General features: G+C 61.1%; 20 protein-coding genes. 18 read left to right on the plus strand and 2 right to left on the minus strand.

The annotated features are described in order from the left end of the window. Window positions 1-30: 30 nt before the first annotated feature. Window positions 31-1,329: an ABC transporter substrate-binding protein gene (locus tag LR948_RS14440; protein ID WP_232754780.1), complete on the minus strand. Its 1,299-nt coding sequence runs from the start codon at window positions 1,327-1,329 to the stop codon at window positions 31-33. A 251-nt stretch (window positions 1,330-1,580) separates the two neighbouring features. On the opposite strand from LR948_RS14440, the gene LR948_RS14445 reads away from it, so the two are divergent. After that, window positions 1,581-2,723 (plus strand): CaiB/BaiF CoA-transferase family protein, encoded by a 1,143-nt coding sequence (locus LR948_RS14445; protein WP_232754781.1) that lies wholly within the window; start codon window positions 1,581-1,583, stop codon window positions 2,721-2,723. Between the two features lie 254 nt (window positions 2,724-2,977). On the opposite strand, the gene LR948_RS14450 is transcribed toward LR948_RS14445, so the two are convergent. Next, a complete protein-coding gene (locus tag LR948_RS14450) occupies window positions 2,978-4,468 on the minus strand; it encodes a fumarate hydratase (RefSeq protein ID WP_232754782.1) in 1,491 nt (496 codons plus the stop codon). Window positions 4,469-5,326: 858 nt separating this feature from the next. Between LR948_RS14450 and LR948_RS14455 the strand changes: the two genes are divergently transcribed. From LR948_RS14455 to LR948_RS14530, 17 genes are all read left to right on the plus strand, one after another. Next, the gene (locus LR948_RS14455) at window positions 5,327-5,680 is read left to right on the plus strand and encodes a MarR family EPS-associated transcriptional regulator (protein ID WP_232754783.1); all 354 of its coding nucleotides are present in this window, start codon (window positions 5,327-5,329) and stop codon (window positions 5,678-5,680) included. A gap of 99 nt (window positions 5,681-5,779) precedes the next feature. Continuing rightward, complete coding sequence (gene ahcY / locus LR948_RS14460; RefSeq protein ID WP_232754784.1) at window positions 5,780-7,171, plus strand: adenosylhomocysteinase; 1,392 nt, start codon at window positions 5,780-5,782, stop codon at window positions 7,169-7,171. A 17-nt stretch (window positions 7,172-7,188) separates the two neighbouring features. Further along, window positions 7,189-8,373, plus strand: a complete 1,185-nt coding sequence (metK, locus tag LR948_RS14465) for a methionine adenosyltransferase (protein ID WP_232754785.1) — start codon at window positions 7,189-7,191, stop codon at window positions 8,371-8,373. Between the two features lie 39 nt (window positions 8,374-8,412). After that, a complete protein-coding gene (locus tag LR948_RS14470) occupies window positions 8,413-9,705 on the plus strand; it encodes a nucleotide sugar dehydrogenase (protein WP_232754786.1) in 1,293 nt (430 codons plus the stop codon). A gap of 11 nt (window positions 9,706-9,716) precedes the next feature. Beyond that, window positions 9,717-10,664 carry a Gfo/Idh/MocA family protein gene (locus LR948_RS14475; RefSeq protein ID WP_232754787.1) on the plus strand — a complete coding sequence of 316 codons (948 nt, stop codon included), beginning with the start codon at window positions 9,717-9,719 and terminating at the stop codon, window positions 10,662-10,664. Continuing rightward, window positions 10,661-11,284, plus strand: coding sequence for an acyltransferase (locus LR948_RS14480; RefSeq protein ID WP_232754788.1), 624 nt, complete (start codon window positions 10,661-10,663; stop codon window positions 11,282-11,284). Before LR948_RS14475 ends, LR948_RS14480 begins: the two co-directional genes overlap by 4 nt. A 1-nt stretch (window position 11,285) precedes the next feature. Next, window positions 11,286-12,404, plus strand: coding sequence for a DegT/DnrJ/EryC1/StrS aminotransferase family protein (locus tag LR948_RS14485; RefSeq protein ID WP_232754789.1), 1,119 nt, complete (start codon window positions 11,286-11,288; stop codon window positions 12,402-12,404). Between the two features lie 4 nt (window positions 12,405-12,408). After that, entirely contained in the window at window positions 12,409-13,443 is a 1,035-nt protein-coding gene (locus LR948_RS14490; protein ID WP_232754790.1) for a polysaccharide biosynthesis protein, read from the plus strand. Further along, window positions 13,440-14,561 carry an NAD-dependent epimerase/dehydratase family protein gene (locus tag LR948_RS14495; protein ID WP_232754791.1) on the plus strand — a complete coding sequence of 374 codons (1,122 nt, stop codon included), beginning with the start codon at window positions 13,440-13,442 and terminating at the stop codon, window positions 14,559-14,561. The genes LR948_RS14490 and LR948_RS14495 overlap by 4 nt, the downstream gene beginning before the upstream one ends. A 14-nt stretch (window positions 14,562-14,575) precedes the next feature. Beyond that, on the plus strand, window positions 14,576-15,694 hold the full coding sequence (gene wecB / locus LR948_RS14500) for a non-hydrolyzing UDP-N-acetylglucosamine 2-epimerase (protein ID WP_232754792.1): 1,119 nt from the start codon (window positions 14,576-14,578) through the stop codon (window positions 15,692-15,694). 27 nt (window positions 15,695-15,721) lie between these two features. Next, on the plus strand, window positions 15,722-16,813 hold the full coding sequence (gene wecB, locus LR948_RS14505) for a non-hydrolyzing UDP-N-acetylglucosamine 2-epimerase (RefSeq protein WP_232754793.1): 1,092 nt from the start codon (window positions 15,722-15,724) through the stop codon (window positions 16,811-16,813). A gap of 92 nt (window positions 16,814-16,905) precedes the next feature. Next, complete coding sequence (locus LR948_RS19020; protein ID WP_370634973.1) at window positions 16,906-17,382, plus strand: GNAT family N-acetyltransferase; 477 nt, start codon at window positions 16,906-16,908, stop codon at window positions 17,380-17,382. Then, the gene (locus tag LR948_RS14510; RefSeq protein WP_232754794.1) at window positions 17,379-18,527 is read left to right on the plus strand and encodes a DegT/DnrJ/EryC1/StrS aminotransferase family protein; all 1,149 of its coding nucleotides are present in this window, start codon (window positions 17,379-17,381) and stop codon (window positions 18,525-18,527) included. The genes LR948_RS19020 and LR948_RS14510 overlap by 4 nt, the downstream gene beginning before the upstream one ends. Before the next feature lie 3 nt (window positions 18,528-18,530). Then, entirely contained in the window at window positions 18,531-19,289 is a 759-nt protein-coding gene (locus tag LR948_RS14515) for a class I SAM-dependent methyltransferase (RefSeq protein WP_232754795.1), read from the plus strand. 32 nt (window positions 19,290-19,321) lie between these two features. Continuing rightward, window positions 19,322-20,179 carry a transketolase gene (locus LR948_RS14520; RefSeq protein WP_232754796.1) on the plus strand — a complete coding sequence of 286 codons (858 nt, stop codon included), beginning with the start codon at window positions 19,322-19,324 and terminating at the stop codon, window positions 20,177-20,179. Beyond that, a complete protein-coding gene (locus tag LR948_RS14525) occupies window positions 20,172-21,098 on the plus strand; it encodes a transketolase family protein (protein ID WP_232754797.1) in 927 nt (308 codons plus the stop codon). Before LR948_RS14520 ends, LR948_RS14525 begins: the two co-directional genes overlap by 8 nt. Then, window positions 21,088-21,876 carry a sugar transferase gene (locus tag LR948_RS14530; protein ID WP_232754798.1) on the plus strand — a complete coding sequence of 263 codons (789 nt, stop codon included), beginning with the start codon at window positions 21,088-21,090 and terminating at the stop codon, window positions 21,874-21,876. Before LR948_RS14525 ends, LR948_RS14530 begins: the two co-directional genes overlap by 11 nt. Window positions 21,877-21,882: the final 6 nt, after the last annotated feature.

Below are 21,882 nucleotides of genomic sequence, written 5' to 3' on the forward strand. Positions count from 1 at the left end.
CCCCGCAATGGGGGACCGGGCGGATGACGATCAGTCGAAGGTCGTCGGTTCGATCTTCTCGACGAAGTCGGGGCTCAGCGCGCCGACCCAGTCGATGGAACTTTCGCCGACAGGGGTGGTCAGCTCGGCGCCGTCGAAGATCATCATGTTCTCCAGCGTGGCGAAGGGATAGTCGCCGCTCTGCACCGTGGTGCCGATGAGCTGCGCCTCGACGCCCTGGTGGTCCCCCTCGCGGATGGTCACCGGACGGCCCATGCCCTGGAACTCGAGCCCCTCGTAGGCCGCGATCAGCTCCTGGTCGTTGGGCCAGCTGCCGCCGTTCTCTTCCATGGCCTCGGCATAGGCTGCCTTCAGGGCCTCGAAGGCCTGGACCATATGGAAGACCGAGTAGATCGGATAGGCGCCGGTCTCTTCCTTGAAGGACGACACGAAGCTGTCGAAACGCTCGGTGCCGACCATCTCGGGATGGGCGAAGTAGTGGTCACCGCGGCCGCCGACGATCACCCCGTCGGGCAGCGCCGGGCCAAGCGCCTCGAGCGAGCTTTCCGCCAGCGGCAGGACGAACTGCGACTGCTGGGTCAGCCCGCGCTGCGCGGCCTGCTGCACGAAGGTGTTGAGATCCCCGCCCCAGGAGGTCGAGAGGATCACGTCCGGCCGGGTGGCCGAAAGCCGCGAGATCTCGGTCGAGAAGTCCGGCGCGCCGAAGGCCGGGAAGAACTCGCCCACCACCTCGACGTCGGGCTTCATCGCCTTGAGCGCGGTCGAGAAGATGTCCCAGCTGTCGCGGCCCCAGGCGTAGTCCTGGTTCACCACGGCGATGGTCTCGAAGTCGGGCTGGGTCTTCAGCAGGTAGAGCACGACCGCCAGCATCTCGGCGGTGGCGTGGCTCTGGGTGCGGAAGACGTAGTCGTAGTCGCCCTCCTCGAAGACCCGCTGCGTGCCGCAGTCCCACATGATGTTGATGACCTCGAGGTCCTCGGCCAGCGGGGCGATCTGCATGCAGTTGCCCGAGGAAATCCCCGAGAACATGATGTCGGCGCCCTCTTCCTCGACCAGGCGGCGGTATTCGGTGGTCAGCGCCTCGCCGCCCGCGCCCTCGTCGATGAAGCTGATCTCGAGCGGCACGCCCGCGATCCCGCCCTCGGCGTTGATCTCCTCGGCGAGCATCTGGGCCGCGTCGCGCGCCGGCACGCCGAAGACCGAGGCCGGCCCGGTCAGGAAGGTCGCGACGCCGATCTTGAGGGCGTCGGGCTTGTCCTGTGCCTGGGCCGCCCCGGTCCCGAGGGCCGTGGCGAGAATGGTTGCGCTGAGCAATGTGCGTGTCAGCATCGTGGTCTCCTCCCTAGAAGCGCTGCCACCGGACACCGGCGCAGCCTTGCAAGGACGATAGGCACGGGGGAAGGAGCGGTGGAAATAGCGTCTGGATGCATCGGCTATACCTCTGGCCTATGGCCGGGCCTGACGATCCGCCGCAGCGCGGGGTGATAGGATTTCTCTATGGGCGACCCATCTTGCGCATATTGGCCCGCGCGGACGGGATGCGGGACAGTCGGTGAAGGACAGCGAAAGGAGATCAGGCGATGGCGGACCTCGAGGGAGTGACGGTTGTCAGCGTGGAACATGCGGTGGCGGCCCCCTATGCCTCCTCGCGGCTGGCCGATGCCGGCGCGCGGGTGATCAAGGTCGAGCGGCCCGAGGGCGATTTCGCCCGCGGCTACGACTCCCTGGCCAAGGGCTCGAGCGCCTATTTCGTCTGGCTCAACCGCGGCAAGGAAAGCATCGCGCTGAACCTCAAGGACGCGGGCGACGCGGCGATCCTCGACACCATGCTGGCCGAGGCGGATGTCTTCATCCAGAACCTCGGGCCCGGGGTGATCGAGCGGCTGGGCTTCGACTACGCACGGCTCTCCGAGGCCAATCCCAAGCTCATCATGTGCGCGATCTCGGGCTACGGCAGCGAGGGGCCGCGCGCCAAGCAGAAGGCCTACGACCTGCTGATCCAGGCCGAAAGCGGGCTGGCGGCGATCAACGGCACGCCCGAGGGCCCGGCCCGGGTCGGCGTCTCGGTCTGCGACATTGCCGCGGGGATGACCGCCTACCAGTCGATCCTCGAGGCGCTGATCGGGCGCGGCATCACCGGCAAGGGGCGCTACATCGAGGTCTCGCTCTATCACGCCATGGCGGACTGGATGAACGTGCCTTACCTGCAGCACCATTACGGCGGCAAGACACCGGGCCGGCAGGGGCTGCGGCATCCGACCATCGCGCCCTATGGCGCCTTCGAATGCGCCGACGGCAAGGTCATGCTGCTCTCGATCCAGAACGACCGCGAATGGGCGAAGCTCTGCGCCGCGCTCGGCGCGCCGGAGATGGCCGAGGAGCCGGCGCTGGCCACAAACACGCTCCGGGTCGAAAACCGTGCCCGCACCGATGCCTTCGTCGCGGGCGAGATCGCCAAGCGCGACCGCGAGGAGAACATCCGGCTACTCGAGGAAGCGCGCATCGCCGTCGGCCGGCTTTCGGACATGCAGGACGTTGTGGAACACCCGCAGAACCGCTTCATCGAGGTCGAGACCAAGGGCGGGCCGGTCTCGCTCCTGAGCCCCGGCGCCGTGGTGCGCGCGGGCGCCGAGCCCAAGAGCTATGGCCCGGTGCCCGAGCTCGACGAACACGGCGAGAAGCTGCGCGGCGAGTTCGGCCGGCGGCGCGCCGCGACGGGGTGAGAGGGCGCGCGGGCCTCGGCGGGGCGACAAGGCGCGCGGGCTGAGGGCCGCCTGCGCGTGCCCTGCCAGCTGCGCTTGGCGCCCTCTGCCCCGCACTTCGCGGCTCCTGCGCCGCGCCTGCCTCAGCGGTTCCTGCCCCGTGCCGACCTCAGCGGTTCCTGCCCCGTGCCGACCTCAGCGGCCCCTGCCCCGCCGCTTCGCGGCGCCTGTCCCGCACCTGACGGGGCGGGACAGCACCCGCCCTTAGTTCCCCCTCAGGCGCTCCGCCGCCAGCGCTTCGGCCCGATCTCGTGGATCGACTGCCCCTTGGTATCCACCGCGACCGTGACCGGCATGTCCTCGACCCGGAGCTCGTAGATCGCCTCCATCCCGAGGTCCTGGTAGGCCACCGGCGTCGAGGATTTGATCGCCTTGGAGACCAGGTAGGCCGCCCCGCCCACCGCGATCAGGTAGACCGCGCCGTGCTTGCGGATCGCCTCGATCGCCGCCTCGCCGCGCTCGGCCTTGCCGACCATGAGCTTCAGCCCGGTCTCCGAGAGGATCCGGTCGGTGAACTTGTCCATCCGGGTCGAGGTCGTGGGCCCCGCGGGGCCGATCACCTCGCCGCGCACCGGGTCGACCGGGCCGACATAGTAGATCGCCCGGCCCTTCAGATCGACCGGCAGCGGCTCGCCCCGGTCGAGCGTCTCGACCATGCGCTTATGGGCCGCGTCCCGCCCGGTGTAGAGCGTGCCGTTCAGAAGCACCGTCTGCCCCGGCGCGAGCCCCGCCAGCGTCGCCTCGTCGAGCGCGTCGAGGTCGAGCCGCACCGCATCGCCGGTCTCGGAGGCGATCTCCTCCGGCCAGAGCGACAGATCCGGCGCGGCGAACTCCGCCGGCCCCGAACCGTCGAGAGTGAAATGCAGGTGCCGCGTCGCCGCGCAATTGGGAATGAGCGAGACCGGCAGCGAGGCCGCATGGGTCGGGAAATGCCGGATCTTCACGTCCAGAACCGTGGTCAGCCCGCCGAGCCCCTGCGCCCCGATCCCCAGCGCGTTGACCCTATCGAGGATCTCGAGCCGCAGCTCCTCCACCCGGTCGCGGGGGCCGCGCGCGCGCAGCTCGGTGATGTCGATGGGTTCGTTCAGCACCGCCTTGGCCATGGCCATGGACTTGTCGACCGAGCCCCCGACCCCGATGCCCAGCATGCCCGGCGGGCACCAGCCCGCGCCCAGCGTCTCGACCGTGTTCACCACCCAGTCGGCGATGGAATCCGAGGGGTTCAGCATGGCGAACTTCGACTTGTTCTCCGAGCCGCCGCCCTTGGCCGAGACGGTGATCTCCACCTTGTCGCCGGCCACCATGTTGACCTGCACCATCGCCGGCGTGTTGTCCCCGGTGTTCTTCCGCGCATCGAGCGGATCGCGCACGATCGAGGCCCGGAGCGGGTTGTCGTCGTGGGTGTAAGCGCGCCGCGAGCCCTCGTCGACGATCTCCTGCAGGGGGCGGGTCCAGGCCAGTTCCGCCTCGACGCCAATGTCGACGAAGACATTGACCGAGCCCGTGTCCTGGCAGATCGGCCGATGCCCCAAAGCGCACATGCGGCTGTTGGTGAGGATCTGCCCGATCGCCTGCTTGGCGCCGGGGTTTTCCTCGCGGGCATAGGCCTCGGACATGGCGGCGATGAAGTCCGGCGGGTGGTAGTAGGAGATATACTGCAGCGCCTCGGCGACGCTCTGGGCGACGTGCTCCTCGGTGATCGGCATGGGGGTCCTCCCTGGGGGTGGTGTGGGGGCGGTTGGGGGTTTGGAGTGAGGTTGGTGTTGGTGTTGAGTGGGGTTGGTGGTGGTAGCTCGTGGGAGCGGGTTGGGTTTGGCCGGGCCTTGGGTTTGGGCCAGCTTGAGGCAGTGATTTTTTGGCGTCGTCACAGGCGGTATGGGCGGCTCGATGTTGCGTGATCTCGCCGGGCCCAGCTGAGTGTCAGGCAGGTTACTCCAAACACCCGGTAGGCCTCTGGCCCGCAGCACATCTTCTCGTCTCGGCACGCGGCGCGCTTTTCTCCACTCCGTTTAGCCCATGGCTCGCTGCGCCCCTCCTCCTTCGTCAGACCTCAGCCCCGAGCCGCGCAGGTCCACGCAACACGACAAGCCCGGCAGACCGGCAGCCCGGCAACAGGACCCGCCTCGTAGCCCGTTGATACGCCCCGCGCCCATTCAGGCCAAGGGTCCCCGGAACGCAGAGCACATCACCCCAGCCACGGCCCACCCCGCGCTTGCACTGATGCGCCCGACATCCCCGGCAACATCACACACAGTTCCCGGGCAACGCGCCTCCGCATCCCCGGCCCAACTCCGCTACAACCCAAAAGAGAGTCTTGCGCTAACACCCCCACTGCCCCAGAGTGCCCCGGCGCACCCGGGCCCCGCCCCGCAGCCGTGAGGCCGGCCTTTGCACACCAAGGCATCGCCCCAAGCGGGCCTTCGCCGCCCCTGCCCCACGCCCCCAGAATTTCCTTTCGATTTCCCCTCGAATCCGCTAAGCGTTCAGCCATGAACAAGGCCTCTCACCGCGCCTTCTTCACCGGACCGCCACGGCGAGCTCCGATGCGGTAGCCGTACCGACGCATGCCCCAAACCACAGACCGAGAAATCTCCGACGACGTCCGCTTCCGCGTGCTGCGCGCGCTCGAACAGGACCCCAACCTCTCCCAGCGCGCACTGGCGGAAGAAACCGGCGTGAGCCTCGGCCTCGTCAACTACTGCCTCCGCGGCCTGGTCGAGAAAGGCCACATCAAGGTCCGCAACTTCCGCAATTCGCGCAACAAGCTGGGCTATGCCTATGTGCTGACCCCGCAAGGGATCGCCGCGCGGGTCACCCTGACGCGGCGGTTCCTGAAGCGGCGGGTGGCGGAGTACGAGGTGCTGAAGGCGGAGATTGAGGGGCTTCGGCGGGAGATTGGGGAGGATGGTGAAGGGTGAGGTGCGGGGACTTACGTTATCGGGGGTTGATCGCCCGCAGGCTTTCCAGAAACGCCCCATCAACTTTTCTCTGATTAATGTTAATTTTGGATTGTTGAATTGACCAAAGACTACATCGTGAAGGACATCGCGCTCGCGGAGTACGGGCGCAAGGAACTCGACATCGCCGAGACGGAAATGCCGGGCCTCATGGCCTGCCGCGAGGAGTTCGGCGAGAGCCAGCCGCTCAAGGGCGCGCGCATCGTCGGCTCGCTGCATATGACCATCCAGACCGCCGTGCTGATCGAGACGCTGGTGGCGCTGGGCGCGGATGTGCGCTGGGCCTCCTGCAACATCTTCTCGACACAGGATCACGCCGCGGCGGCCATCGCCAAGGGCGGCACCCCGGTCTTCGCGATCAAGGGCCAGACGCTCGAGGAGCACTGGGATTACCTCGACCGCTCCTTACAGTTCGAGGACGGGCCGAACATGATCCTCGACGACGGCGGGGATGCGACGCTCTACGTGCTGCTCGGCGCGCGCGTCGAGGCCGGCGAGAGCGAGCTGATCGCCGCGCCGACCTCCGAGGAAGAAGAGGTGGTCTTCGCCCAGATCAAGAAGCGCATGGCCCAAAGCCCGGGCTGGTTCACCAAGGTCCGCGACCAGATCCGCGGCGTCTCCGAAGAGACCACGACCGGCGTGAACCGCCTCTACCAGCTGATGCGCGACAAGCAGCTGCCCTTCCCGGCGATCAACGTGAACGACAGCGTCACCAAGTCGAAGTTCGACAACAAGTACGGCTGCAAGGAAAGCCTGGTCGACGGCATCCGCCGCGCCACCGACACGATGATGGCCGGCAAGGTCGCCGTGGTCTGCGGCTACGGCGACGTGGGCAAGGGCTCGGCCGCTTCGCTCGCCGGGGCCGGCGCGCGGGTGAAGGTCACCGAGGCCGACCCGATCTGCGCCCTGCAGGCGGCCATGGACGGCTTCGAGGTGGTGCTTCTCGAAGAGGTGGTCGGCAGCGCCGACATCTTCATCACCACCACCGGCAACAAGGACGTCATCCGCATCGAGCACATGCGCGAGATGAAGGACATGGCGATTGTCGGCAACATCGGCCACTTCGACAACGAGATCCAGGTCGCCAACCTGAAGAACCACAAGTGGACCAACATCAAGGACCAGGTGGACATGATCGAGATGCCCTCGGGCTCGCGCATCATCCTGCTGTCCGAGGGCCGTCTTCTGAACCTCGGCAACGCCACGGGCCACCCGTCCTTCGTGATGTCGGCCTCCTTCACCAACCAGGTGCTGGCGCAGATCGAGCTCTGGAAGAACGGCGATGACTACGAGAACCAGGTCTACATCCTGCCCAAGCATCTCGACGAGAAGGTCGCGCGGCTGCACCTCGGCCGGATCGGCGTGAAGCTGACGCAGCTCAGCCCCGACCAGGCGGCCTATATCGGCGTGGCGCCCGAAGGGCCCTTCAAACCCGAGCATTACCGCTACTGAATTTTGAAAGCATCAATATGTCCCGCAACGACTATATCTTCACCTCCGAATCGGTTTCGGAGGGGCACCCCGACAAGGTGTGCGACCGGATTTCGGACGCGATCCTCGATGCGCTTCTGGCAGAGGACCCGCTGGCGCGCGTCGCTTGCGAGACCTTCGCGACCACCGACCGCGTCGTGATCGGCGGCGAGATCGGGCTGACCGATCAGGCCAAGCTGTCCGAATACATGGATCGCATCCCCGACATCGCCCGCGCCTGCATCCGGGATATCGGCTACGAGCAGGATAAGTTCCACTGGAACACCTGCGAGATCACGAACCTTCTGCACGAGCAATCGGCCCATATCGCGCAGGGTGTGACCGGAGAGCGCGGCGACGAGGGCGCGGGCGACCAGGGCATCATGTTCGGCTATGCGACGAACGAGACCGACGCGCTGATGCCCGCGCCGATCCTGTTCAGCCATGCGATCCTGAAACGGCTCGCCAAGGTGCGCAAATCGGGCGCGGAGCCGCTTTTGCGGCCCGACGCAAAGTCGCAGCTTTCGGTGCGCTACGAGAATGGCAAGCCTGTCGGGGTGACGCAGATCGTGCTCTCCACCCAGCATGCGTACGAGAGCCAGACCTCGGAGGACATCCGCGCCATCGTGGAGCCCTATATCCGCGAAATCCTGCCCGAGGGCTGGATCGACGCCTCCACCGAATGGTGGGTGAACCCGACGGGGACCTTCGTGATCGGGGGCCCCGACGGCGATGCGGGCCTCACTGGGCGCAAGATAATCGTGGACACCTATGGCGGCGCGGCCCCGCATGGCGGCGGCGCGTTCTCGGGCAAGGATCCGACCAAGGTGGACCGTTCGGCGGCCTATGCGGCGCGCTACCTTGCGAAGAACGTCGTGGCGGCGGGCCTGGCGGAGCGCTGCACGATCCAGCTGTCCTATGCGATCGGCGTCGCGAAACCCCTGTCGATCTATTGCGATACGTTCGGCACCGGCGAGGTGGATGCAGCGGCGATCGAGCGGGCGATCCCGAAGGTCATGGACCTCACGCCGCGCGGCATCCGCACGCATCTCGAGCTCAACAAGCCAATATACGAGCGCACCGCGGCTTATGGGCATTTCGGGCGCACGCCCGAGGCCGACGGCGGTTTCTCCTGGGAGCGGACGGATATCTCTGATGCCCTCAGGGAACTTCTTAACAGTTGATGCATCACGCATGAAACTCAATCGACAAGGCTAGATGAAGTGTTGAAAACGAAAATTTCTGATCGCAGCGCCAAGGTCGGTATTCTCGGGATGGGATATGTTGGGATCCCACTCGCTATTTCCGCTGCAACCGCGGGATATTCAATTATTGGCTTCGACATAGTGCCTGAGCGCGTTCAACTACTGAACGACGGGAAAAGCCCGATTAAGCATATTACTGGCAAGGATATAAATGAACTTCGGGCTAGAGGATTTGAGGCAACCACTAACTTTTCTCGCGCCAGTGAATGCGATGTTTTAATTATCTGCGTTCCGACGCCATTAAACCAATACCGAGAGCCGGATCTCAGCTTCGTGATCTCGACAATGGCGAGCATAGCGCCACATCTACGCGCTCAACAGATGCTAAGCCTAGAGAGCACTACATGGCCGGGAACGACAAAACAGGTGTTAATGCCGTACATAGAGAAATCTGGACTCGAGATCGGCATAAACTTTTTTCTAGTATACTCTCCAGAAAGAGAAGACCCAGGGAATTCCCAATTCAATACGCGATCTATACCTAAAGTCGCCGGCGGACACACAGCCTCCTGTCTTGCCTTAGCCGAGGAATTTTATGGAACATTCATCGATAAGATTGTTCCGGTAAGCTCGACAGATGCAGCAGAGATGGTAAAACTACTTGAGAACATTCACAGGTCCGTTAATATTGGACTTGCAAATGAAATGAAAATCGTAGCTGATGCGATGGGCCTCGATATATTTGAAATTATTGATGCAGCCAAAACAAAGCCATTTGGCTTCACAGCATATTATCCTGGCCCTGGAATTGGTGGCCACTGCATACCAATTGATCCCTTTTATCTCACTTGGAAAGCTCGAGAGTTTGGCCTGCATACACGCTTCATTGAGCTTGCGGGAGAAATTAATGCGGCAATGCCACAATACGTTGTTGACAAGACCATACGAGCACTTAACGAAAATGGCAAAAGCCTTCAAGGTGCGAAAATACTTGCCTTGGGCATCGCCTACAAGAGAGACGTGGATGATATGCGCGAAAGTCCTTCGGTATTTGTGATGGAGCTTCTTCGCGATTGGGGTGCAGAAGTGCAATATTCTGATCCGAACGTACCGGTTTTCCCCGAAATGCGAGAGCATTCCTTTGATTTGATTTCAGTGAACCTTACACCAGAAGTAGTGACCGATTTCGACGCCGTGCTTATCCTCACTGACCATTCGGACATTGACTATGAAATGATCCGGGCAAATGCCCGCATTCTTGTCGACACGCGCGGGAAATTTCGCGGTGATGGCGCCATAGTCCGAGCCTGAGGAAAGAACAAATGAAGCAGCAATTCGCCCTCATCGGCGCGGCCGGCTATATCGCGCCCCGCCACCTCAAAGCTATTCATGATGTTGGCGGCAACCTCGCTGTTGCCTACGATATAAACGATAGCGTCGGCGTTATGGATAGTCACTTCCCTGACGCTGCCTTCTTCACAGAGTTTGAACGTTTCGAAGCACATGTGCACGCATTGCGCCATGCTGGTCAGGGCATCGGCCATATTGGCATTTGCTCGCCAAACTATTTACACAAATCGCATATGTCCTTCGCCCTCCGTAGCGGCGCCGATGCCATCTGCGAAAAGCCTCTGGTTTTGAATCCTGAAGATCTTGACGATCTGGCCGATCTTGAGAAAGAAACAGGGCGGACGATCAACTCGATCCTGCAGCTGCGACTTCATCATTCAATTATCGCGCTACGCAACAAGATCGCGAATGGCCCTACTGATAAAGTCTATGATGTCGACCTTGGATATTTCACATCCCGTGGTGCCTGGTATTATGCAAGTTGGAAGGGCTTCGATCATAAATCGGGAGGCATTGCAACGAACATCGGCGTGCATTTCTACGACATGTTGAGCTTTGTGTTCGGCCCGATCCGCGAAAATATTGTGCATTTTCGGGGCCCGGATGCGGCAGCGGGATACCTTGAATTTTCTCAAGCACGCGTGCGCTGGATCCTGTCCATAAATCGCGATCATCTGCCGGATCATACTCCGCCAGGTCAAAGTACGCACCGCTCGATTACCGTGGAGGGCGAGGAAATCGAGTTTTCAGGCGGCTTCACGGATCTCCACACCGCGAGCTATCAAAACATTCTGGAGGGCAATGGGTATGGCTTGGAAGTGGTACGTCCCTCGATCGAGGTCGTCAGCCATATCCGTGACGCACCAATCGAGCCCGGCCGTGGTGAGCAACATCCCGAAATTAAGAAAATCCTGAGATGAGCGAAGCGCAGAAAAATATTAATCACCCCGGTATCGCAGATGGCGCGGAAATCTCCACTGAGGCTTTTGTTCACCTAAGCGCATGGGTGGATGCAGGCGCAAAAATTGGAGCCGGAGTGAAGCTCTGGCACTTTGTGCATGTTCTTTCCAACACTACTATCGGCACCGGATCTATTCTCGGCCAGAACGTAATGGCGGGTCCTGATGTTCGTATCGGCAAGGCGTGCAAAATCCAAAACAATGTCGCACTTTATAAAGGTGTTACGCTCGAAGACGATGTCTTCTGTGGCCCGTCATGCGTATTTACAAATGTTCTCACGCCGCGCGCTCATGTGGAACGCAAGAGTGAGTTTGGACGTACAATAGTCAAGCGAGGCGCCACGATTGGAGCCAATGCCACGATCGTTTGCGGAAACACTCTGGGCGCTTATTGCATGATCGCAGCAGGTGCCGTGGTCACAAAGGACGTACCTGATTACGCGCTGATGGCAGGCGTGCCGGCCCGACGCGTCGGATGGGTGGGGCGATCCGGAGATCGTCTTGATGATAACCTGATCTGTCCGCGAACTGGCGAACGGTATTTTCTAAATGACGGCTCATTGCGGATGCTGGAAGACTAACATGCAATTCATCGATCTCGCCGCACAGCAGGCACGTATCCGAGACCGGCTCGACGCCCGAATCGCTTCCGTTCTGGATCACGGAAAATACATCATGGGACCGGAGGTCCGCGAGCTAGAAGAAAAGCTTGCCGCGTTCTGCGGCGCGAAACATTGCATCGCTTGTGCCAACGGGACCGATGCGTTGCAGCTGGCACTGATGGCTCTCGGGATCCGGACTGGGGATGCGGTCTTCGTGCCATCTTTCACCTTTGCAGCCACAGCCGAGGTCGTGCCATGCATGGGGGCCACCCCGGTCTTCGTCGATATCGACCCAACCACCTACAATATGGACCCGGCCAGCCTAGACCGCGCCATTGCCCATGCCCGCGAGCTAGGCCTAAGGCCGGCGGTCGTTGTCCCGGTTGATCTATTCGGTCTGCCGGCGGACTACCCGGCGCTGCAGGCGATTGCCAACGACGAGGGACTAAGCCTGATCGGCGACAGCGCACAGGGCTTTGGCGGGATGATCAACGCGCAAATGACCGGCACATTCGCTGATATCACTACGACCAGCTTTTTTCCGGCGAAACCTCTGGGTTGTTATGGCGATGGAGGGGCTTTATTTACGGACGACGCTGAAACGGCGGCCCTTTTGGACAGCTTGCGGATCCACGGCAAAAGCACCGAGAAGTACGACAACGTGCGGATCGGGATGAACTCAAGGCTGGATACGCTTCAGGCCGCTATCCTGATAGAAAAGCTCGCGATCTATGATGACGAGATCAAGGCTCGCCAGCGCGTAGCTGAGGCTTATACCGCCGCGCTGTATGATTGCTTTGTCACGCCCCATGTGCCCGAAGGCTATCGTTCGATCTGGGCGCAATACACACTTGGTGCCGAAGATGGCGCGGCGCGGGATCGAATCATGAATTCGCTCAAGGCTAAGAAAATCCCGACCGTTGTCTATTACCCGCGCCCCTTGCACACTCAAGGCGCCTATGTCGAGTTTCCGCGCGATCCGGCTGGCCTGCCCGCCAGCGAGGCAGCAGCCCGACGCGTCTTTTCAATACCAATGCACCCTTATCAAAGTGTGGATGACCGATCCCGTGTCATCGCCGCCCTGACGATTGAGAGCTGAACCAATGAAAAGCCTTGACAAACCTATCCTTATCACCGGAGGTACTGGCTCCTTCGGCAAGACTATGCTGCGTGCGCTTCTAAAAAGAGGTGCGCCTGAAGTCAGGGTCTTCAGCCGCGACGAGGAAAAACAGGATGCGCTCCGCAATGATTTGCGCGACGGGCGCGTGCGCTTTTTAATTGGCGACATTCGCGACCGCGACAGCTTGGACCGCGCGATGCTTGGGGTAGGTTCGGTCTTTCACGCGGCCGCCCTGAAACAGGTGCCGTCATGTGAGTTTTTCCCTATGGAGGCGATCAAGACTAATGTGATCGGCTCGGAAAACGTGATCCGCTCGGCCATAGGGGCTGAGGTCGACAATCTAGTGTGTCTTTCGACCGACAAGGCGGTCTTCCCTATCAACACTATGGGCATGTCGAAGGCGATCATGGAGAAGGCGGCTCAGGCCGCCGCGCGCGAAATCGGCGCAGATGCCAAGACCACGATTAGCTCAGTGCGGTATGGCAATGTTATGTATTCGCGCGGCTCGGTCATTCCTTTGTTCATCCGCCAGATCAAATCTGGTCGCCCGATCACTATCACCGAACCCTCGATGACCCGATTTCTGATGCCTTTGCGCGACAGTGTGGCGTTGGTCCTTTTTGCCTTCGAGAACGCTCGTCAGGGGGATTTATTCATCAAGAAGGCGGCAGCCTCGACTATTGCTGATCTGGTCGAAGCGCTCAAAGGTCTGTTTGGGGTGCCCGATCACCCGGTTGAGGTTATCGGCTGGCGCCATGGCGAAAAACTCTATGAAACTCTGGCCAGCGCCCAGGAACAGGCCCAGTCTGAGGACATAGGTGATTTCATCCGAATCCTGATGGATGAGCGAGATCTGGACTACCAAGCGTACACGAGCGAGGGCGACAGTCACACCGCAGCCTTCGAAGATTACCATTCGCACAACACTGAGCGACTGGGAGTGAAGGAGGTGATGGCCCTTCTGCAGAGCCTGCCGGAAATTCAATCCGACCTCGCACTCTGGAAGGAGCGCCGATGAAACGGATCGTCGTTACTGGGGCAGGCGGCCTGCTAGGGTTTCATGCCAGCGCGCACCTGCATGCCGCCAACTGCGCCGCCCGCTTCAGAGACGCGACCGCGCCCTTTGAGCTTCTTCGCCTCGACCGAGCGGGTTTCGAAACCGACGCAACTCTGCAAGCGGCGCTGACAGGGGCCGACATCGTGCTGCATTTCGCCGGTGTCAATCGCGGTGATCCGGCAGAGGTCGAGGCTGCTAACCCGGCCATTGCTCAACGGCTCGTCACGGCCTGCCAGGCGGTAGCGGCCACGCCGCACGTAGTCTATGCCAATTCAGTCCATGCCGCGGGCGATACGCCTTACGGGCGCGGCAAGGCCGCTGCCGCGAGGATACTCGCCTCGTCGGATTGCGGTTTTACCGACCTAGTGCTGCCGCATATCTTCGGCGAAGGCGCACGGCCCTTTTACAACAACGTCACTGCCACGCTGATCGACCGGGTTCTCAAGGACATCACCCCCGACATCACCCCCGACGGCCGGGTCAACCTGTTGCATGCGGGCGCTGCGGTCGACATCGCGATTGACGCAGCGCTGGCAGGACGGACCGGGCAGGAGTTTCCCGCTGGCCGCGCAATGTCGGTTCCCGACCTTTACGCGCGGCTGCTGGTATTCCACGACGGCTACGTAGCCAACATCTATCCGGCGCTAACCGATGATTTTGATGTGGCGCTTTTTAACACCTACCGTGCGGCTACCTATCCAGACAGTTGGCCGCGCCCGCTCAAGATGAACACCGATTCTCGAGGCACGCTTTTCGAGGCGGTAAAAGGGGGAGGCGGGCAAACCTTCCTATCCACCACCCATCCCGGAATCACCCGCGGTGACCATTTTCACCTGTCTAAGGTGGAACGGTTTCTCGTCGTTCAGGGCGAGGCGGTGATCCGGATGCGACGGGTGCTGGATGGCACGGTCCAAAATTACCACGTCACCGGCGACGCACCGGCCCCCGTGGACATGCCAACCCTATACACCCATTCGATCGAGAATGTTGGTAGCGGGCAGCTGTTGACGCTGTTCTGGACCCATGACCTGTTTGACCCGCAACACCCCGACACGTTTGCAGACAAGGTCCTGTCATGACAAAGACAAAGGTGATGACCATACTCGGCACCCGGCCCGAGATAATCCGCCTCAGCCGAGTGATGGCGCGGCTTGACGCCTGCACCGACCACGTGGTCGTGCATACCGGACAGAACTGGGACTACGAACTTAACGAGGTCTTTTTCGAAGAGCTCAGCGTGCGCAAACCCGATCATTTCCTAGGCGTCGGCGGCGGGTCGCTGGGGGAAACGCTAGGTGCGATCCTGACGCAGACCGAAAAAGTGCTGGTTCAGGAAAAACCCGACGCGGTGCTAATCCTTGGCGATACGAACTCGGCGATTTCTGCGATCATGGCGCGGCGGCTCAAGATCCCCGTATATCACATGGAGGCGGGTAACCGTTCTTATGACCGCAACGTCCCCGAGGAGACCAATCGCCGTCTTGTCGATCACATCGCCGATTTTAACTTGGTCTATACCGAACATGCCCGGCGACACCTGCTCTCCGAAGGGCTGGAGCATCGCCGCATTTACCTGACTGGCAGCCCGATGCGCGAAGTTCTGGAATACCATCGCGCCGAGATCGCTGCTTCAAACATCCTGCGAAAATTGCAACTGACCGCGCGCGACTATTTCATCGTTTCGCTGCACCGCGAAGAAAATGTCGACCATCCAGGACGTCTTCAAACGCTGATCGACGCGCTTGGCGAACTGGCGAAGTTGCATGACATGCCGGTGATCGTGTCAACCCATCCGCGCACTCGCAAGCGGATGGAACAGACCGGTGCGACTTCGGATGACCGGATCCAGTTTCTGAAACCGTTCGGATTCTACGATTATAACCACCTTCAGATGCAGGCCTTCTGCTCCATTTCCGACAGCGGCACCATCGCCGAAGAGGCGTCCATTCTGGGGTTTCCCGCAATCACGCCACGCGATGCGATCGAACGACCCGAAGGGTTAGACACAGGCTGTATTGTGATGACCGGTGTCAACCGCGCGGCAATTGTAAATGGCGTGGCGCTGGCGACGCAGCTTTTCTCTGGACACGACACCGGCGCAAACCCCGTGCCCAGTGATTACTGCATTACCAACACCTCCGAACGCGTGGCCGCCCTGTTGATTGGCACTGCGCATCTGTCCAACGACTGGGACGGTATCCGCCGGTTCTGAGGTGCAAGCTCTGAAAGGCCTCCTGCCATGAAGAAGATCATCACAATCGTCGGCGCCCGACCCCAGTTCATCAAGGCTGCGATGCTGTCGCGTGTGCTCGCCGACTACCAGGGGCTGGAGGAAATTATCCTGCACACAGGCCAGCATTACGATCACGGCATGTCTGACGTGTTCTTCAGCGAAATGAACATCCCGCGGCCGAAATACAATTTGGGTGTCGGCGGCGGAAACCAAGGCGCGATGACCGGGCGACAGCTAGAGGGAATCGAAACCGTCCTGATCGATGAAAGACCCGATTGTGTGCTTGTTTACGGCGACACCAACTCGACACTGGCAGGATCGCTGGCGGCGGCTAAACTGCATATCCCCGTCGCCCATGTCGAAGCCGGATTGAGATCCTACAATCGCAGGATGCCCGAAGAGGTCAACCGCGTGCTCACCGATCATTTGTCGCGGTTCCTGCTTACCCCGTCGCACAAAGCGGCTCTGAATCTTGCGCGCGAAGGGCTGGAGGACGGTGTGCACTTTGTCGGTGACATTATGTACGATGCCGCGCTGTTCTACGCCGGGCAGACGGCAAGCCGTGTGGGTACGATTCTGGACAGGGTCCACCAGACGCTGGACAATTTCGTGCTGGTGACCGTCCACCGCCAAGAAAACACCGATGCTCCGGACCGGCTGGAAGCGATTCTCGACGCCCTCCGCCAGCTGGCCGCCGACCGACCTGTCGTTTTGCCGATCCATCCGCGCCTGCGCAAGATGCTGGAGGCGGGCGGGAAGTTCGACGAGATGACGCTTGGGCTAACGATTATCGCCCCGGTCGGCTTCGTCGACATGATCTCGCTGCTACAAGCCGCGTCGCTGGTGCTGACGGATTCGGGTGGGGTTCAGAAGGAAGCCTACTTCCACGGCACGCCCGCGGTGATCCTGCGCGACGAAACCGAATGGGGCGAATTGGTGGATCTGAATTGGGCGACTCTTTGCCCACCGAACAGCCCCGCCCATATCCTGGCCGCTGCCGACGCGATGACCGGTCGCACCGGCGACACCGAAGCCACGCCTTACGGATCGGGCGACGCCGCGGAACGCATCGCTGCAATCCTGCTGGATGAATTGTGACATCGCCAGGTGCCGACGCGGTGGTGCGGTTTTACCGCTGTTCCAACCCGGACACGTTGGGCGTGCCTCCAGACGGTGCGCTCACGTCACAGGTGCGGCTCTGGCGGCCAGGAGATGCGCCTCCGGGACCAGACATTTTCATTGGTCGCGCGCACCTAGCCTACATTGCTTTTCACCGTCTGGGCATTTTTGCAAATCCAGATTACAGCGCGCTCTGCTTGGATGACGACAGCGGCAGGCCACTGCATGTTAGCTGCATCTTCCCACGGTACTTCCGCTTTCCCTTCATGGCGGCTGATGACTTGCAGATTGGCGCAACCCATACCGAACCGGACGCCCGCGGCCGGGGCTTGGCGCAACGCGCTTTGATCGAGGCTGTGCGCCGGTTGGCCCGCCCTGGGCGAGCTTTCTGGTACTTGACCGAGGCCACCAACGTGGCCTCCTGCGCCGTGGTAGAAAAAGCCGGTTTTGATTGGGTCGGCAGTGGGGCCCGTATCCCCAGACTTGGAATTGGCGCGTTGAGCGCCTATCGGCTAACGCGACCGGATCCACGCGCGGCGCTGAAATGATCGTTGACGAGAAGGAATTGAAAATTCAAATGAAGAACGTCCCCTTTTTCAACTACCCCGCGCTATATGCGGAACGGTCCGAAGTCTATGACAGCACCGTGCAGGACGTTTTACGACGCGGCGCCTACATTATGCAGAAGGACCTGGCCGAATTCGAGGCGAACCTCGCTTCCTACTTGGGCTGCAAACACGCCATAGGTGTCGCCGACGGCACCGCGGCGCTGGTCTTTGCTCTGCGTGCAGCCGGCGTGGGACCCGGAGACGAGGTGATCTTGTCCTCTCACACCTTCGTAGCCACCGCGGCAGCCGTGCATCACGTCGGTGCCGACCCGGTAGTATGCGACTGCTTGCCCGACAGTATGATGGATCCCGACAGCGCCGAGCGGATGATTTCCGACCGTACGAAGGCGATCATGCCGACCCAGTTGAACGGGCGCACCTGCGACATGGAACGTTTGATGGCGATATGCGAGAACCATTCGTTGGAGATGGTCGAGGACAGTTGCCAAGCGATGGGCGCGCGGTTCAACGGCACGCCTGCGGGGTTATTCGGCAAGGTCGGCTCCTACAGCTTCTTTCCAGCCAAGACGCTTGGATCGTTCGGCGATGGCGGCGCGGTCGTGACCAACAGCGACGAGGCCGCCGCCCTGATCCGCCAGATGCGCGATCACGGTCGCAACCCACGGGGCAAGGTTACTCTGTGGGGCCACAACGGGCGGCTCGACAATCTCCAGGCCGCGGTGCTCAACGTGAAGCTCGCCCACTACGACGAGGCCATCACGCGGCGCCGCGCCATCGCGGCGATCTACCAGGACCGGCTGAATAACCTTAATTCGCTGCGCTTGCCGCCAGCTCCCGACAGCGATCCACGTCGGTTCGACATTTTCCAGAACTACGAGATCTGGGCTGAGGACCGAGACAATCTACGGACGTATCTCGCAGATCATGGCGTAGGCACAATATTGCAATGGGGCGGCTGGATGCTGCATCAATTCGACGATCTAGAGATGCGCAGCGACGCCCCGTTCGCAGAAGATTTTTCGAAGCATTTCATGATGTTACCCCTGCACCACATGCTATCAGACGACGACGTGCACCACGTCTGCGACACGATCATACAATTCTACCAGGGCCAGGAGGCTTGAGCCATGTCTAACCCTATCAACGTCGCAGGCGGGCTGCGCACCGACGCCGAAGCTCAGGAGGGTCCGCGCAACCGGGCCATTTTCGAGGCGAACCCGTCGCCCTGGGAAACCAAAATGGAGAATTTTCCGAAATACGTCCGTCGACAAAACCTGACCCGTTTTCTCGCGCTCTACGAAATCTTCAAGCGAACCCTGCAGGTGAAAGGCTCGATCGTGGAATGCGGAGTGAACCACGGGTTTGGCCTCATGAGCTGGGCGAAATTCTCCGCAATTCTCGAACCGGTCAATCTGACGCGGCGGATTTATGGCTTCGACACATTCGAAGGTTTCCCTGGCGTGAGCGAAAAAGACCGCTCTGCCAGCTCCATGCATGTCAAGGAAGGCGACCTGAGGGCCGACGTGCATGACGAACTGTCTGAATTAATCGACGTCTACGACAGCACCCGGTTCATCGGTCACGTTAACAAGGTGAACCTCATCCGCGGCGACGCGACCACGACGATCCCGCAATTTGTTGAGGACAATCCGCACGTTTTGGTTTCGGTGCTGTTCATGGATTTCGATCTTTACGAGCCGACCAGGGTGGCGCTGGAGTACTTGTTGCCCCGCATGCCCAAGGGCGCTGTGCTTGCCTTCGACGAATTGGACAATCCGCTATGGCCGGGCGAAACGCTGGCCATGCTCGAGGCCCATTCCAAACGCTCGCTTCGGATCGAGCGGGTCGAATTCGACCCCTATATCGGTTTCGCGGTTCTCGACTGACCCCGGCCGTACAGGCGAAAGGAACAAAACCCTTGAACAACAGTCCCGATTTCGATGCCGTGCGTGAGGTCGCGCACCGCGTGCGCCGCCACGTGCTGGACATGACCAGCAAGGGCAAGAGCTCTCATGTCGGGTCGGCCCTGTCGATGACCGACATAGTGACGGTGATCTATGGCCACTTGATGACCTATGATCCGGCCTACGCAAAATCCCCGACACGCGACCGTTTCATTCTATCGAAGGGGCATGCCGGCGCGGCCGTCTATGCGACACTGGCGGAATTTGGATTCTTCGAGCCAACCCGGCTGACGGATCATTACCAGAACGGGTCGGTGTTTTCGGGCCACGTCAGCCACAAAGGCGTGCCGGGCGTCGAACTCTCGACCGGGTCGCTGGGACACGGGTTGGGCGTGGCGGTGGGCATGGCGATGGCCGCGCTACGCCAGAAGAAAACCCACCGGGTCTATGCATTGCTGTCGGACGGGGAATGTGATGAAGGTTCGAACTGGGAGGCGATCCTGTTCGGCGCCCATCACAAACTGTCGAACCTCACCGTGGCGGTGGATTACAACAAGATCCAGTCGTTGGCGCCGGTTTCCGAAACGCTTGCGCTGGAACCTTTCGCGGACAAGTGGCGTGCGTTCGGCTGGCACGTGGAGGAATGCGACGGCCACGATCACGAGGCACTGTTTGCCGCCTTCGGGAACGCCAATGCGGCTCCCGCTCCGGGCGTCGTGATCTGCCACACCACCAAAGGCAAAGGCGTGAGCTTCATGGAAGATTCAGTCCTTTGGCATTACCGCAATGCCCAGGGCCAGGAATATGAGGATGCTGCCGCCGAGCTTGAACATCTTGCGGCCATGGACAGGAAAGGTCAGGCCGATGCGTGACGCTTTTCTCAAAGAACTGACCCGACAGGCGGCCGAGGACCCGTCCGTAATGCTGATCACGGGCGATCTTGGGTTCGGCGTGCTGACCGAATATTCACAACGTTTTCCGAACCAATTCATAAATGCAGGTGTGGCCGAACAGAACATGACGGCGATGGCATGCGGGCTTGCGATGGAAGGCTACCGGGTATTTACATATTCGATCGCCAACTTCACCACGCTGCGCTGCCTCGAACAGATCCGCAACGACGTGTGCTACCACGATGCCGATGTCACCGTGGTCAGCATTGGAGGCGGATTTTCCTATGGTCAGCTGGGTGTGTCGCATTTCGCGACCGAAGATCTCGCAATCCTGCGCGCGCTGCCAAATATGACCGTGATAGCGCCCACAGACCCGTGGGAAGCCGAAGAACTGGCACGCCAACTGCCCGCTACTCCCGGGCCTAAGTACATGCGCATTGACAAGGGCGCGGCGGGACTTGCGCCCGATCCCGGGTCGATCTCACTGGGCCGAGCACGCCGTGTGCGCGAGGGCGCGGACGCCACGGTCATCTGCGTCGGCGGGATTCTATCGGAGGCGCTGCAAGCCGCCGAGATCCTGGCCCGGGAAGGCATCGAACTGCGCGTCGTGGGCATTCACACGCTCAAGCCACTGGACACCGAAGAAGTCACAGGTGCGGCTCGTGACACCGGAGGCATCGTGACGCTGGAGGAACATTCCATCATCGGCGGGCTTGGAGGCGTGGTGGCTGAAACCCTGCTGGAGGCAGGCTGCGCGCCCGGCTTCTTCCGCCGAATGGGGTTGCACGACATATATCCCAGCGTTGTGGGCGACCAGAATTTCCTGCGCGCCGAGTACGGCATGGACGCGGCCGCCGTCGTCGCCACGCTGCGAAAGGCGCTTTGTCGTGACGGATAAGTCCCTTCGCGTCGGTGAGCGCAGAGCCTATACGCTCAAACGGGTGTTCGACCTCTTCGTGGCGCTAGTCGCACTGACGCTGGCAGGGCCGATCCTGCTGGTATCGATTCTGCTGGTCTGGCTGCAGGATCGCTATTCGCCCTTCTATCTTGCACGCCGGATCGCACGGGGAGGCGGAAACTTCACGATGATCAAGGTCCGGTCGATGATCGTGCGGGCCGAAAGCACCGGGGTGAATTCCACTGGCACCCACGATACCCGCGTGACCAAAATCGGCAGGTTCATCCGCAAGTTTAAGATCGACGAGTTGTCACAATTCATCAACGTGCTTATTGGCGACATGTCCGCGGTCGGCCCGCGCCCAAACACCTGGGCCTGGGGCGTCGAGCTATATACAAAAACGGAAATGACGATCCTGTCGGTCCGGCCCGGCATCACGGACCTGTCCTCTATTGTGTTCTCGGATGAAGGCGACATACTCGACGGAGCCAAAAATCCCGACCTGCTCTACAACCAAATCATCCGGCCTTGGAAAAACCGGCTTGCCCTTTGGTACATTGCCAACATGACGCTCGCGATGGATATCCGCATCTGCTGGCTGACTTTGTTGGCAATCTTCGACAAGCCGAGCGCCATCGCGGGCGTGGTGGCTCTGCTGGAACGCGGCGAGGCCGATCCAGACCTGATTGCCGTTTGCCGTCGCGATGACGACCTGCCCGCTGTCCCGCCCCCCGGGGCAGACGAAGTGGAAACCGGCGAACGCTACTTTGGCGTCTGACAGGTC

Source organism: Roseivivax sp. GX 12232 (genome assembly GCF_021272185.1).
Lineage (GTDB): Bacteria > Pseudomonadota > Alphaproteobacteria > Rhodobacterales > Rhodobacteraceae > Roseivivax.